Origin of the sequence: Micromonospora sp. RL09-050-HVF-A (genome assembly GCF_019374995.1) — a bacterium.
GTDB classification, from domain to species: domain Bacteria; phylum Actinomycetota; class Actinomycetes; order Mycobacteriales; family Micromonosporaceae; genus Micromonospora; species Micromonospora antibiotica.
On the sequence record NZ_JAGKQP010000002.1, the window covers coordinates 3,089,493 to 3,103,856 of the forward strand.

At 72.5% G+C, this 14,364-nt stretch carries 10 protein-coding genes and 1 pseudogene; 4 read left to right on the top strand and 7 right to left on the bottom strand.

All coding sequences use genetic code 11. The annotated features are described in order from the left end of the window. The first annotated feature begins 42 nt into the window (after positions 1-42). On the top strand, positions 43-465 hold the full coding sequence (locus J7462_RS13295; RefSeq protein WP_219464345.1) for a globin: 423 nt from the start codon (positions 43-45) through the stop codon (positions 463-465). A gap of 30 nt (positions 466-495) precedes the next feature. Here J7462_RS13295 and J7462_RS13300 read toward each other — a convergent pair whose 3' ends face one another. The 4 genes from J7462_RS13300 to ettA form a co-directional block, all read right to left on the bottom strand. Further along, a complete protein-coding gene (locus J7462_RS13300; protein ID WP_208570454.1) occupies positions 496-1,077 on the bottom strand; it encodes a YbjN domain-containing protein in 582 nt (193 codons plus the stop codon). 130 nt (positions 1,078-1,207) lie between these two features. Continuing rightward, the gene (locus tag J7462_RS13305; RefSeq protein ID WP_219464346.1) at positions 1,208-1,927 is read right to left on the bottom strand and encodes a hypothetical protein; all 720 of its coding nucleotides are present in this window, start codon (positions 1,925-1,927) and stop codon (positions 1,208-1,210) included. Next, entirely contained in the window at positions 1,900-2,346 is a 447-nt protein-coding gene (locus tag J7462_RS13310; RefSeq protein ID WP_208570452.1) for a thioesterase family protein, read from the bottom strand. Before J7462_RS13310 ends, J7462_RS13305 begins: the two co-directional genes overlap by 28 nt. A gap of 2 nt (positions 2,347-2,348) precedes the next feature. After that, complete coding sequence (ettA, locus tag J7462_RS13315) at positions 2,349-4,025, bottom strand: energy-dependent translational throttle protein EttA (RefSeq protein ID WP_219464347.1); 1,677 nt, start codon at positions 4,023-4,025, stop codon at positions 2,349-2,351. A 325-nt stretch (positions 4,026-4,350) separates the two neighbouring features. On the opposite strand from ettA, the gene J7462_RS13320 reads away from it, so the two are divergent. Continuing rightward, positions 4,351-5,751, top strand: coding sequence for a trehalose-6-phosphate synthase (locus tag J7462_RS13320; protein ID WP_208570450.1), 1,401 nt, complete (start codon positions 4,351-4,353; stop codon positions 5,749-5,751). Between the two features lie 41 nt (positions 5,752-5,792). Next, positions 5,793-8,354 (top strand): trehalose-phosphatase, encoded by a 2,562-nt coding sequence (gene otsB / locus J7462_RS13325; protein WP_208570485.1) that lies wholly within the window; start codon positions 5,793-5,795, stop codon positions 8,352-8,354. Between the two features lie 111 nt (positions 8,355-8,465). Here the strand turns inward: otsB and cobA are convergent. From cobA to cobC, 3 genes and pseudogenes are all read right to left on the bottom strand, one after another. Then, positions 8,466-9,769 (bottom strand): annotated as a pseudogene (gene cobA, locus J7462_RS13330) (uroporphyrinogen-III C-methyltransferase). After that, positions 9,766-10,872, bottom strand: a complete 1,107-nt coding sequence (cobT, locus tag J7462_RS13335; protein ID WP_219470303.1) for a nicotinate-nucleotide--dimethylbenzimidazole phosphoribosyltransferase — start codon at positions 10,870-10,872, stop codon at positions 9,766-9,768. Before cobT ends, cobA begins: the two are co-directional and overlap by 4 nt. Further along, positions 10,872-12,083, bottom strand: a complete 1,212-nt coding sequence (gene cobC / locus J7462_RS13340; RefSeq protein ID WP_219470306.1) for an Rv2231c family pyridoxal phosphate-dependent protein CobC — start codon at positions 12,081-12,083, stop codon at positions 10,872-10,874. Before cobC ends, cobT begins: the two co-directional genes overlap by 1 nt. Positions 12,084-12,230: 147 nt before the next feature. On the opposite strand from cobC, the gene J7462_RS13345 reads away from it, so the two are divergent. Next, on the top strand, positions 12,231-14,363 hold the full coding sequence (locus J7462_RS13345) for a transglycosylase domain-containing protein (RefSeq protein WP_219464348.1): 2,133 nt from the start codon (positions 12,231-12,233) through the stop codon (positions 14,361-14,363). Position 14,364: the final 1 nt, after the last annotated feature.

Below are 14,364 nucleotides of genomic sequence, written 5' to 3' on the forward strand. Positions count from 1 at the left end.
GGGCGGCGGCCGTGGCACCGGCACACCTGGCAGGATGAGAGGGTGACCTCCGCAGGCGAATCCCGGCCCGTTCCGCAGGCGACCCTCTTCGATGCGGTCGGTGGTGAGCCCACCTTCCGCAGGCTGGTCGACAGGTTCTATGCCGGTATCGCCACCGACCCGCTGCTGCGTCCCATGTACCCGGAGGGCGACCTCGGGCCGGCTGCCGAGCGGATGACCCTGTTCCTGATGCAGTACTGGGGCGGCCCGAACACCTACTCCGCCCAGCGGGGGCATCCCCGGCTGCGGATGCGGCACGCACCGTTCCGGATCGGGGCGGCCGAGCGGGACGCGTGGCTGAGCCACATGCGCCGGGCGGTGGACGAGTTGGCGCTGCCACCGGAGCTCGCCGCCACGCTCTGGGACTACCTGGAGCGGTCGGCCTACTTCATGGTCAACGTGATGGAGGACCCGGCCGCCCGGTGAACCGGCGGGGGCGGGTCCTCCGGTCGCCCGTCAGAGCAGGGCACCCTCGTCGTGCAGCCAGTCGACGAAGGTGGTGGCCACGGCCGCCCCGCAGTCCAGCATCTCCACCAGCAGCGCGTCGTGCGCCCCGGCGCCGAGCGGCACCTGCAACTCGGCGTAGATGGGCAACTGGCCGCGCTCGGTCGGGTCACCGATGTAGGCCTTGCAGAACCGGCGGGTGTGGTTCCACTCGTTGACCACCCGGTAGGCCCGGTCGGCCCAGTCCGGCGGGACGGTCGCGTGCGGACGGGCCCGCATGACCAGGATCTCGTCCTCCGGGCCTTCGAGGGTGACCAGCACCGCGTGCCGCTCCCACATGGCCAGCAGGTTGCCGTCGCCGTCGGCGAGGTAACGCACGTCGAGCAGGTCGAGTGCGTCGCACACCCGGGCCAGGGTGACCGGTGCCACGGAGACGGGTCGGTCGGTCACCACGGGCCGCTCGGTGTTGGGGCAGTCCTCCGCCGGTTGGCGGGGAGCCGGTGGCCCCACCCGGGGGCTGTCCACCGAGATCCCGCTTCGAGTTTCCGTGTCGCCGCCAGCGGCGGGACCAGGGCGCCATGACCACCACGGCATCGCTCGCGCACCTCACTCCCCAGCGGATCCAATCGCCTACGGTGCGTTGGATCCGAGGATGGACGGTACCCGGACAGCCGGGTTGAGACACCCCCCAACGGCAGCACCAACCCGGAAGAATGAGCCGGGGTCATACTTTCGGCTGATCCCGCGCCGGACGAATTGCGAGATCCGAAACTTTCCGCGACCAGGCGGCTCCATATGGTCCCACCAGGCCGACCCACCGGCCCGCCACCCGCACCTGGACCTCCTGCGCCCCGGTCACCTCGGCCGGGCCGAGGAAGCCCATCCGGACCACACCCTGCACCAACCGCTGGGTCACCTCCACCGGCTCGGTGGGGTCGGCGTCCGGCGTGACGGTCACCGCGACATGGTCGAGCAACGCGTCGCGCAGCACCCGCTGCCCCACCGCTCGGCCGCGTACCCCCTCGGCGGCGGCCGTGCGCAGGGTGCCGGCCGCGGCTTCGGCGATCCGCCGCAACCCGGCCGCGGGCAACACCTCGACCGGTCGACTCGCCCCCGGCGGCAACGGCCAGCGCCACCGGTCGTCGCGGCCGGGAGGCAACGCGGCGTCGGCCGCCGCCAACCGGGCCAGCAACTCGGCCGCCACCACGGTCACGTCGGCGGGGGCCAGGCCGGCCACCGTCCGGACCACCAGCACGTCCCACGGCAACCGGGCCCAGAGGGCGGTACGGCCGACGTCGGGCAGCGGGCGTAACCGGACCACCGTGGCCGGGTCGAGGCGCACCAGCCGGGCCAGGAAGGCTCCCGCGTCGGCGGCACCGGCCAGCCCGTGCCCGGGCCGGACGGTGGACCCGCCGTTCACGCCGCCCCGTCGGTCAGCGCCCACGACTCCAGGAAGGCCCGTTCGTCGTCGCTGATCCGCCGGGGTCGCTTCTCGACCAGGTCGAACGGGACCAGCACCGAGCGGGCGGTGCTGGCCAGCACCTCACCGTCGTACAGCTCGTAGGCGACGGTGAACGAGGCGGCCCGGATGCGCTCCACCCACAGTTCGATCCGGACGGTCGGCGCGGCCTGGGCGGTGGCCCGACCGAGCGCGTAGTCGACCGGGCGCAGGTAGTCGACCTCGTGCCGGCGGATGACGACCCCGTCGGCGAACGAGCCGACCCCCCACGCCTTGCCGCCGGCGAACATCAACGCCACCCGCGCCTCCTCGTACAGGGTGAGGAAGCGCGAGTTGTTGACGTGGCCGTACGCGTCCAGGTCGGACCAGCGCAGGGTGCAGTGGTAGACGAAACGGTCCGCCATGCTCAGTCGCGGGTCAGCTTGCGGTAGGTCACCCGGTGCGGGCGGGCCGCCTCGGCGCCGAGCCGGTCGATCTTGTTCTTCTCGTACGCGTCGAAGTTGCCCTCGAACCAGAACCACTTCGACGGGTTCTCGTCGTCGCCCTCCCAGGCCAGGATATGGGTGGCGACCCGGTCGAGGAACATCCGGTCGTGGGAGATGACCACGGCGCACCCGGGGAACTCCAGCAGCGCGTTCTCCAGGCTGGACAGCGTCTCGACGTCCAGGTCGTTGGTCGGCTCGTCGAGCAGGATGACGTTGCCGCCGATCTTGAGGGTGAGCGCCAGGTTGAGCCGGTTGCGCTCGCCACCGGAGAGCACCTTGGTCGGCTTCTGCTGGTCGGGCCCCTTGAACCCGAAGGCGGCGATGTACGCCCGGGACGGCATCTCGACCTTGCCCACCATCAGGTAGTCGAGCCCGTCGGAGACGACCTCCCAGACCGTCTTGTCGCCGTCGAGGCCCTGCCGGTTCTGGTCGACGTACGACAGGGAGACGGTGGGGCCCACCCGGACCTCGCCGTCGGTCGGCTGCTCCAGCCCGACGATCGTCTTGAACAGGGTGGTCTTGCCGACGCCGTTCGGGCCGATGATGCCGACGATGCCGTTGCGCGGCAGCGAGAAGGACAGGTCGTCGATCAGCAGCCGGTCGCCGAAGCCCTTGCTGAGGTGGTTGGCCTCGATCACCGTGCTGCCCAGGCGCGGGCCCGGCGGGATCTGGATCTCCTCGAAGTCCAGCTTGCGGGTCTTCTCCGCCTCGCTGGCCATCTCGTCGTAGCGGTCCAGCCGGGCCTTGGACTTGGTCTGCCGGGCCTTGGCGTTGGAGCGGACCCACTCCAGTTCCTCGGTGAGCCGCTTCTTCATCTTGGCGTCGCGGCGACCCTCGACGGCCAGCCGGGCGGCCTTCTTCTCCAGGTAGGTGGAGTAGTTGCCCTCGTACGGGTAGGTCCGGCCGCGGTCGAGCTCCAGGATCCAGTTGGCCACGTTGTCGAGGAAGTACCGGTCGTGGGTGATCGCCATGACGGTGCCCGCGTACTTGGCCAGGTGCTGTTCCAACCAGGAGACGCTCTCCGCGTCGAGGTGGTTGGTGGGCTCGTCGAGCAGCAGCAGGTCGGGGGCCTCCAGCAGCAGCTTGCACAGGGCGACCCGGCGACGCTCCCCACCGGAGAGCTGGGTGACGTCGGCGTCCGGCGGCGGGCAGCGCAGCGCGTCCATGGCCAGTTCGAGCTTGGAGTCGACGTCCCAGGCGTCGAGGTGGTCCAGCTCCTCCTGGAGCCGGCCCATCTCCTCCATCAGCTCGTCGGAGTAGTCGGTGGCCATCTGCTCGGCGATGGCGTTGAACCGGTCCAGCTTGGCCTTGGTCTCGGCGACCGCCTCCTCGACGTTGCCGAGCACGGTCTTGCTGTCGTTGAGCGGGGGCTCCTGGGCGAGCATGCCGACGGTGTAGCCGGGCATCAGCCGGGCCTCGCCGTTACTCGGCTTGTCGAGCCCTGCCATGATCTTCAGCAGGCTGGACTTACCGGCGCCGTTCGGGCCGACCACACCGATCTTGGCCCCCGGCAGGAAGTTCAGCGTCACGTTGTCGAGCACGACCTTGTCGCCGTGCGCCTTGCGCGCCTTTTCCAGGACGTAGATGAACTGGGCCACGGTGCGGGCTACCTCCGTCGATTGCTGTCGCCTTGGACGGCGGCGCGGCGCGGGCTGCGACTTCGCCCGCCGCCGCCGGCCGGGGGCCGGCCACGCGCACGCCACCGTCAATCCTGACAGGTACGGCCCGCCGCGCCCACATCACCCCGCCAGGTCGGGTCCACGTCACTTTCGCTACCGCTGAGCTGGTGATGTTGACAAGATCACGGTACGGGTTCAGCGGGCGTGGGAAGGGTAGGTAACTCCGGCACGGGGTCCCAGATGCCGCAGCTACGCTCAGTACGCTCATCGCGGTGGACCCGTCAGCACCCGGAGGTGGCCGATCGTGACCGTCCGTAGCTCCTTTGTCGTTGTGGCCAACCGACTGCCGGTCGACGAGGTGAGCACACCCGAGGGGCGGCAGTGGCGACGCAGCCCGGGTGGGCTGGTGACCGCGCTGCACCCCGTCCTGGCCGAGCACCGGGGCACCTGGGTGGGCTGGGCCGGTGGCACCGGCGCCGCCCCGGAGCCGTTCGACCTGGAGGGCATCCGCCTGCATCCGGTGCCGTTGAGCGCCGAGGAGTTGGAACGCTACTACGAGGGCCAGTCCAACGCGACCATCTGGCCGCTCTATCACGACGCGGTCGAGACCCCCGCCTACAAGCGTCGCTGGCGGGAGGCGTACCGGCTGGTGAACGCCCGGTTCGCGGAGGCGGCGGCGGACGTCGCGGCCGAGGGCGCGACGGTCTGGGTGCAGGACTACCAGCTCCAGCTGGTCCCGGCGATGCTGCGCGAGCTGCGGCCGGATCTCAAGATCGGCTTCTTCCTGCACATCCCGTTCCCGCCGATCGAGCTGTTCATGCAGATGCCGTTCCGCACCGAGATCCTGCGCGGTCTGCTCGGCAGCGACCTGGTCGGTTTCCAGCAGCGGTTGGCGGCACAGAACTTCGTCCGGCTGGCCCGGCACCTGCTCGGGCTGCGCTACGAGGGCCAGATGATCCAGGTCGACGGGCGGCAGGTGAAGGCGGGCGCCTTCCCGATCTCCATCGAGACCAAGGAGATGGAGCGGCTGGCCGAGGACCCGGCGATCCAGGCCCGCGCCAAGCAGATCCGCGAGGAGTTGGGCAACCCGAAGACGATCATCCTGGGCGTCGACCGGCTCGACTACACCAAGGGCATCGAACTCCGTCTCAAGGCCTTCCGGGAACTCCTCTCTGACGGAAAGTTGACAGTTCCGGACGCGGTTATGGTGCAGGTCGCCACGCCCAGCCGCGAGCGCGTGGAGCACTACCAGGCACTTCGGGTCAAGGTGGAACGCGAGGTTGGTCGGATTAATGGCGAATTCGGCAGGGTCGGCGTGCCTGCGGTGCATTACCTGCATCAGTCGTACAGTCGCTCCGAACTGGCCGCGATGTACGTCGCGGCCGACGTGATGATGGTGACCCCGCTGCGAGACGGAATGAACCTGGTGGCCAAGGAGTACGTCGCATCGCGCGCCGACCAGGGCGGTGCGCTCGTGCTCAGCGAATTCGCCGGCGCGGCCACCGAGCTGCGTCAGGCGTTCCTGTGCAACCCGCACGACCCCGACGCCGTCAAGGACGCCCTCCTGCGGGCTGTACACGTAGAGAAGCCGGAGGCCCGCAGACGCATGCGGATCATGCAACGTCATCTGCGCACCCACGATGTGGGGCACTGGGCGAAGTCCTTTCTGACCGAGTTGGGCGCACCGGGAACGGAGGCCGAGTGAACGCCCCCACCGCCGAGATCATCACCCCCGCCGCCGGGACGATGGACCCGGAGCTGCTCGCCGCGATCGGACGCATCGCCCGCGTACCACAGCTCCTGGTCGCCTGCGACTACGACGGCACGCTCGCGCCGATCGTCGAGGACCCGAGCAAGGCGGTGCCGCTGCCCGAGTCGGTCGCCGCCGTCCGGGCGCTGGCCGCGCTGCCGCAGACCACCGTCGCGGTGGTCTCCGGGCGCGCGCTGCGCGACCTGGCCGCGCTGTCCCGGCTGCCCAACGAGATCCACCTCGTCGGCAGCCACGGCTCCGAGTTCGACATCGGCTTCGTCGAGCGGCTCTCCCCCGAGCTGGTCGCGGTCCGCACCCGGCTGCGCGACGCGCTGCGTGAGATCGCCCAGGCCCACCCGGGGGTGCGGCTGGAACGCAAGCCGGCCAGCGTCGCGGTGCACACCCGCGGGGTCGACCCGCAGGTCGCCGCCGCCGCCGTCGAGGCCGTCCGCAACGGGCCCGCGAAGTGGGACGACGTCACCGTCACCCAGGGCAAGGAGGTCATCGAGCTGTCGGTGGTCGCCACCCACAAGGGCACCGCGGTCGACCAGCTACGCACCCAGCTCTCGGCCAGCGCGGTGCTCTTCATCGGCGACGACGTCACCGACGAGAACGCCTTCGGCACCCTGCGTGGCCCCGACCTCGGCATCAAGATCGGCCCCGGGGACACCCAGGCGCACTACCGGGTGGCCGAACCGATCGAGGCGGCCCGGGCGCTCGGCCTGCTGCTGGAGACCCGACGGCACTGGCTCTTCGGCGAGCGGGCGGTGCCGATCGAACGGCACTCGATGCTGGCCAACGGGCGTACCGTCGCGCTGCTCACCCCCGAGGCCAAGGTCAGCTGGCTCTGCCACCCCAAGCCCGACTCGGCGGCGATCTTCGCCGACCTGGTCGGCGGCAGCCCCGCCGGGCACTTCACCGTCGGGCCGGAGCGCGGCGGCATCCCGCTGGGCCAGCGCTACCGCAACGGCACGATGACCGTGGAGACCCGCTGGTCGGGGCTCACCGTCACCGACTGGCTGGACCTGCCGGCCCGGGAGACCACCCCGGACGGCCCGGCCGTCATCACCGGCGACTCCACCCTCGTCCGGGTGCTCACCGGCTCCGGCCGGGCCCGCATCGAGTTCGCCCCCCGCCCGGAGTTCGGTCAGGTCGCCACCCAGCTCCAGCCGTCGGACGACGGCCTGCTGGTGCTCGGCTCCAACGAACCCGTCGCGCTCTACTCCCCCGGGGTGACCTGGCAGGTCCGCAACGACGGCGGCTACGAGACCGCGCACGCCGTGGTCGACCTCTCCGCCACCGGCGGCCAGGTGGTGCTGGAGCTGCGCTTCGGCACGCACAGCCTGGAGGACCACGCGGTCGCCGTCCACGACCGGCAGGCCAAGGCCGAGCAGCCCTGGAAGGACTGGGTGGCCTCGCTGCGGCTGCCCGCCACCGCCCGGGACCTGGTCGCCCGCAGCGCGCTCACCCTGCGCGGGCTCTGCCACGAGGCGACCGGCTCGATCCTGGCGGCGGCGACCACCTCGCTGCCGGAGGAGCTGGGCGGCGTCCGCAACTGGGACTACCGGTACTGCTGGCTGCGCGACGCGGCGATGACCGCGCGGGCCCTGGTCGACCTCGGCTCGATCGAGGAGGCCGAGGCGCTGCTGCGCTGGGTCGACGGCTGCATCGAGCGCACCGGCGGCCACCCCGAGCGGCTGCACCCGCTCTACACGGTGGACGGCTACGAGCTGGGTGCCGAGGCGGTCATCGACACCCTGCCCGGGTACGCCGGCTCCCGGCCGGTCCGGGTCGGCAACCTCGCCAACCACCAGCTCCAACTGGACGTCTTCGGCCCGATCGCCGACCTGATCGCGGCCGTCGCCGACGCCCGCGGTTCGGTCCGCGACGACGAGTGGCGGGTGCTGGACAACATGGTCGAGGCGGTCCGCCGCCGCTGGCACGAGCCCGACCACGGCATCTGGGAGGCCCGCCTCCCACCCCGGCACCACATCTTCTCCAAGGTGATGTGCTGGATGACCGTCGACCGGGCCCTGCACGTGGTGCGTCAGCACGACGGTGAGGACCGGCCGGAGTGGGTGGAGCTGCGCGACCGGATCGGCGCCAACGTGCTGGAGAACGGCTGGCACGAGGAGGTCGAGGCGTACAGCGTCGCGTACGGCGACGAGGACATGGATGCCTCCTCGCTCTGGATCGGGCTGTCCGGCCTGCTCCCGGGCGACGACCCGCGCTTCCTCTCCACCGTGCTCAAGATCGAGGCGGATCTGCGTAGCGGCCCGGTCGTCTACCGCTACCACTGGGACGACGGTCTGCCGGGCCGCGAGGGCGGCTTCCACATCTGCACGGCGTGGCTGATCGAGGCGTACCTGCGCACCGGTCGGCGTACCGACGCCGAGGAGCTGTTCGCCCAGATGGTCGACACCGCCGGCCCGACCGGGCTGCTCCCCGAGCAGTACGACCCGCTGGCCGAGCGGGGGCTGGGCAACCACCCGCAGGCGTACAGCCACCTCGGGCTGATCCGCTGTGCCCTGCTGCTGGACAACATGCTCAAGCAGTAGATCGACTGGTTCGATCGACTCGTCTGGTCGAAGGTAGCGGTGTCCCCGGGCGGGGACACCGCTACCTTCGCGAACGGGAGTCGATCACCCCCCGTGGCCCGGCGGGCGGGGTCAGGTGGCGAGGGCGTCGACCACGTCGCCGATCACCACGATGGCCGGGGGCCGCAGCCCCGCCCCGACCACGTCGGCCGCCACCGCGCCAAGGGTCGACCGCAGGCTGCGCTGACCACCCGTGGTGCCCTCCTGGATCACCGCGACCGGGGTGGCCGCGTCCCGGCCGTGCCGGGTCAGGGTGTCGGCGATGGCGGCCAGGTTCTTGAGCCCCATCAGCACCACCAGGGTGCCCCGCAGGCCGGCGAGGGCCTCCCAGCGCACCAGGGAGACCGGCGAGTCCGGAGCGACGTGGCCGGAGACCACCGTGAACTCGTGCGCCACCGCCCGGTGGGTGACCGGGACACCGACCGACGCCGGCACGGCCACGGCGCTGGTCACCCCGGGCACCACGGTCACCGGTACGCCGGCTTCCGCGCAGGCCAGCAACTCCTCCCCGCCACGCCCGAAGACGTACGGGTCGCCACCCTTGAGGCGTACCACGACCTTGCCGGCGAGCGCCCGGTCGACCAGGATCCGGTTGATCTCCTCCTGGGCGCGGGACGGCCCGTAGGGGATCTTCGCGGCGTCGACCAGCTCGACGTCGGGGCGCAACTCGTCCAGGAGCAACCCGGGCACCAGCCGGTCGGCGACCACCACCTCAGCCTCGGTGAGCAGCCGCCACCCCTTCACCGTGATCAGCTCCGGGTCGCCCGGTCCCGCGCCGACCAGTGACACCCGACCGACCGGGCCACCCGGACGGGTCGCGGCGTCGCCGGACCCGGCCGGCGTCGGCTCCGGCGGGCCCGCGAGGGCGCGTCCGCCACCGGTTCCCCCGGGTCGACCTCCCCCGGGTCGACGAGCGGGCCCGTCCGGGCGGCGAGCAACTCCCGGACGGCGTCCCGGACCCCCATCGCCCGGTGCGGGTCCCCGCCGCCCAGCACGGCCACCGTCACCGGCCCGTGCCGGGTGACCGCCGGGGTCCACGCGGTGGCCGCCGTGCGGTCGTCGGCGCGGACGCAGAAGATCCGCCGTTCGGCGGCGACGGCGCTGACCGAGGCGGCGGCGAGCGGATCGTCCACCGCGACCTGCACCAGCCACGCCCCGTCGAGGTCGTCGGGGGCGAACCGGCGCGGCCGCCAGTGCAACCGTCCGGCGTCGACGTGCGCTTGCAGGGCCGGGGTCACCTCGGGGGCGACCAGCAGGACGTCCGCGCCGGCATCCAGCAGGGCGGGCACCCGGCGGCTGGCCACGGCGCCGCCGCCCACCACGACCACCCGGCGTCCGGCGAGCCGCAGGCCGAGGGGGTACGGGTTGGTGCTCACTTCTCGGAAACCCCCGCCGCGTCGAATGTCGCCACCTCGTGCAGTACCCGGACCGCTCCGGTGACCATCGGCAGGGTCAGCAGCGCGCCGGTGCCCTCGCCGAGGCGCAGCCCGAGGTCGACCAGCGGGTCGAGACCGAGGTGCCGCAGCGCCACGGTGGCGCCCGGCTCGGCGGAGCGGTGCCCGGCGACCATCGCGCCGACCGCGTCGGGGGCGAGGGCGGCGGCGGCGAGCGCGGCACTGACCGCGATCACCCCGTCGAGCAGCACCGGCACCCGCCGGGCCGCCGCGCCGAGGATCAGCCCGGTCAGCGCCGCGTGCTCCAGGCCACCGACGGCGGCCAGCACCCCCAGCGGGTCGGCCGGGTCGGGCCGGTGCCGGTGCAGCGCCGCGCGCACCACGCCGACCTTGCGTCGGTACGTCTCGTCGTCCACCCCGGTGCCCCGGCCGGTCGCCTCGGCCGGGTCCGCCCCGGTGAACGCGGCGATCAGCGCGGCGGCCGGCGTGGTGTTGGCGATCCCCATGTCGCCGGTGAGCAGCACCCCCGCCCCGGCGTCGAGCAGCTCACCGGCGACCCGGATGCCGACCTCCACCGCCGCCCGCGCCTCGTCCCGGGTGAGCGCGGCGGTGACCGTCATGTCCCGGGTGCCCCGCCGTACGTTCGCGTCGAGCAGACGCGGCGGTGCCAGGGTGGTGCCGGTCGGGGCGGGCGCGGCGGCGGGCGCGGCGTCGGCGGGCGAGAACGGCAGCGGCGCGGCCACGCCGACGTCGACCACGGTGACCGAGGCGCCGGCCTGTCGGGCGAACGCGTTGACCACCGCCCCGCCGGCCAGGAAGTTCCCGATCATCTGGGCGGTGACCTCCTGCGGCCACGGGGTGACCCGCTGGGCGTGCACACCGTGGTCACCGGCGAAGATCGCCACCGCCGCCGGTTCGGGCAGCGGCGGTGGGCAGGCCCCGGCCAGGCCGGCCAGGCGTACGGACAGCTCCTCCAGGGCGCCGAGTGAGCCGGCCGGCTTGGTCAGCCGGGCCTGGAGGTCCCGGGCTGCGGTCATCGCCGACCCGTCCAGCGGACCGATCGCCGCGATCGTCGTCTCCAGCATCATGCCTCCAGGATCTCCCTCAGTACCTCGATGAACGCGTCGGTGGTCGCCGGGTCGCGGACGGCGATCCGCAGCCAGTCCGGCCCCAGCCCGGGGAAGGTGTCACCGCGTCGGACGGCCCACCCGCGCTCGCGCAGCACCTGGCGCAACCGGTCGGCCCCGGGGCGGTGGATCAGGACGAAGGCGCTGGCCGGTCGGCCCACGACACGTACCCCGGGCAGGGCCGACAGGCGGCGCACCAGGTGGTCGCGGTCGACGGCGAGCCGGGCGGCGATGGCGCGCTCGGCGGCGGCCCCGGTCGGGGACGCGACGGCGGTGGCGGCGGCCAGCGCCGGGGTGGAGACGGCCCAGAGCGGTTGGACGGCGGCCAGCCGCGTCAGCAGCGCGGCCTCACCCAGCAGGTAGCCGATCCGCAGGCCGGCCAGACCCCAGGTCTTGGTCAGGCTGCGCACCACCACCAGGCCGGGCAGGTCGCGGCGGGTGGCGAGCGACTCCGGCTCACCTTCGACGCCGGGTACGCCCGTGGTGTCGGCGAACGCCTCGTCGACGACGAGCACCCGGCCGGGCCGGGCCAGGGCGGCCAGGTCGGCGGCGGGGTGCAGCACCGAGGTCGGGTTGGTCGGGTTGCCGATCATGACCAGGTCGGCGTCGGCCGGCACCCGGGCCGGGTCGAGCCGGAAGTCGTCGTCCGGGTCGAGCAGCACCCGCTCGACCCGGTGCCCGGCGGCCCGCAGCGCGGCCTCCGGCTCGGTGAACTGCGGGTGCACCACCACCGGCCGGCGTACCCCGCCCAGGGCGCGGGCGAGCAGCACGAAGCCCTCGGCGGCACCGGCGGTGAGCAGCACCTCCGCCGGTGGGCGGCCGTGCCGGGCGGCGACGGCGGCCCGGGCCTCCCGGGGGTCGGGGTAGCCGGCCAGGTCGGCGAGGGCGGCGGTGAGCGGGCCGGCCAGCCAGTCCGGCATCGGGTCGCGGCGCACGTTGACGGCCAGGTCGACCAGGCCGGGGGTGGCCTCGGCGTCCCCGTGGTGCGCGAGATCCGGCTCGGTCCCCGCGGACGGCCCGGTGCCGGCGGACGGCCCGGTGCCGGCGGACGGCCCGGTGCCGGCGGACGGCCCGGTGCCGGCGGACGGCCCGGTGCCGGCAGGCCCGGGGCCGGTCGGCGGGCCGGGAACGACGGGCCCGGGCCGGTCGGCGGCTCGGTGCCGGTCGATTGCCCACGCATGACCGCGATCCTGCCGGGAAGCCGGCGCGGGGGACAGCCGATCCCGGCGTGGGCCACATCACGGCATGGGGCCGTACCTCGGAGGCGTTCACGAGTTCTTCTCATGGATGAATCGGAAATGTCATAACTTGACCAGGTGAGCAATCGACCCCTTTCCGCCGCAGGCCGTTCCGTTCCCCTCCTCCGCGCCGGGCTGATCGCCGGCGTCGTGCTCGCCGCCGTGGCGTACCCGTTGGCCGCCGTGACCGGCCTGGGCGCCAAGGCCACCGCGCACGCCGTGGAGCACAAGACGAACATCCTGCGCACCGCCCTGCCCGCCGAGACGTCCTACCTCTACGCGCCGGACGGCAAGACGATCCTGACGATGTTCTACGAGGAGTACCGGCAGTACACCAAGTTGTCGGACATGTCGCCGAACATTCAGCAGGCCATCGTCGCCGCCGAGGACAACCGCTTCTACCAGCACTCGGGCGTCGACCCGAAGGGCGTGGCCCGTGCCTTCGTGGCCAACGCCCGCTCCAGCGGCGTCTCCCAGGGCGCCTCCACCCTGACCATGCAGTACGTCCGGATGGCGCTACGGGACAGCGCACAGACGCCGCAGGAGGTCCAGGAGGCCACCCAGCAGACCAGCCTGCGCAAGGTCAAGGAGATGCGGATGGCGCTGGACATCGAGAAGGAGCTGACCAAGGAGCAGATCCTGGAGCGCTACCTCAACTCGGCGTACTTCGGCCACCGGGCGTACGGCATCTACGCGGCGGCGCAGATCTTCTTCTCCAAGACCCCGGCCACCCTCACCCCCGTCGAGGCGGCCACCCTCGCCGGGCTGGTCAAGTCCCCCTCCGAGTACGACCCGCTCAGCTCGGACCAGAAGGAGGCCACCGGCCGGCGCAACTACGTCCTCGACAAGATGACCCAGCTCGGCTACCTGTCCCCCGACGCCGCCGCGGTGGCCAAGAACGAACCGATCCGGACCCGGCCCACCACCCCGGCCAACGACTGCGCCGCGATCTCCAGCGCCTACAACGCCTGGGGCTTCGCCTGCGACTACGTGAAGAACTGGTGGAGCGCGCAGCCCGCGTTCGGGGAGAACCGGCTGGAACGGATGGACAAGCTGCGCCGGGGCGGCTACCGGATCGTGCTGAGCCTCGACCCCAAGGTCCAGTCCGCCGCCGAGAAGAACGTCCGCGCCAAGGAGGGCGTCGGCAGCCCCTTCGCCAACGGGATCGTGGTCGCCGAACCGGGCACCGGACGGATCAAGGCGATGGCCGTGAACCGGACCTACTCCCTGGACATCGGCGGCAACGGGCCCAGCTCGAACCCCGAGGCCGATCCGAAGACGAAGGCGAACTACCCGAACACGGTCGCCCCGCTGCTCGGCGGCGGCACCCTCCCGGGCTACCAGGCCGGCTCGACGTTCAAGATGTTCCCGATGCTGGCCGCCCTGGACGCCGGGATGCCGCTGTCCACCGCGTTCGACTCGCCGTACCGCTACCGGTCGTCCGTCTACGACGGGTGGGCACCGTCCAACGCCAGTGGGGCGATGACCGGCCGGCAGACCATGTGGTCCGGGTTCGGCAAGTCGGTCAACACCTACTTCGTGCAGCTGGAGGAGAAGATCGGCGCGGATCGGGGGGTGCATCTCGCCGAGCAGTTGGGTCTGCGCTGGCGTACCGACGTCGACAAGGAACAGGCGTCACCGGCGAAGGCGAAGAAGTGGGGCGCGTTCACCCTGGGCGTCTCCGACGCCACCCCGCTGGAGATGGCCAACGCGTACGCCGCGATCGCCGCCGACGGCCGGTACTGCGAGGCGATGCCGGTCAACTCGATCACCAACCGGGACGGCACCCCGGCCACCTACAAGACCGCCGGTGGCATCGAACGGGAGGTCGCCAAGCCCCGCTGCCGGCAGGTGGTGAACGCCGACGCGGCGCGGGCCGCCACCGACGCGGCGCGCTGCCCCACCGGCGATACCCCGGCCAAGGGCACCTGCGGTGGCTGGTCGACGGCGGACAGCGTCCGTCGCACGGTGGGCCGCCCGGTCGCCGGCAAGACCGGCACCACGGACAGCACCCGGTCGGCCTGGTTCGTCGGCTACACCCCGGAGCTGGCGGCGGCGAGCTTCATCGCCGACCCGGACAACCCGTTCAACGCCGTCGGCGACGGGCAGTCCCAGGTGCCGGTCAACGCGGTCGCCCAGACCCTGCGCGACGGTCTCAAGGGCACCCCGACCCGCCAGTTCACCCCACCGTCGGACGCCATCGTCGGCTGAA

Coding starts and splice junctions, on each gene's coding strand:
- J7462_RS13300 (WP_208570454.1), bottom strand. CDS start 1,077: ATGCCGTGGTGGTCATGGCGCCCTGGTCCCGCCGCTGGCGGCGACACG.
- J7462_RS13310 (WP_208570452.1), bottom strand. CDS start 2,346: ATGGCGGACCGTTTCGTCTACCACTGCACCCTGCGCTGGTCCGACCTG.
- otsB (WP_208570485.1), top strand. CDS start 5,793: ATGGACCCGGAGCTGCTCGCCGCGATCGGACGCATCGCCCGCGTACCA.
- cobT (WP_219470303.1), bottom strand. CDS start 10,872: ATGCTGGAGACGACGATCGCGGCGATCGGTCCGCTGGACGGGTCGGCG.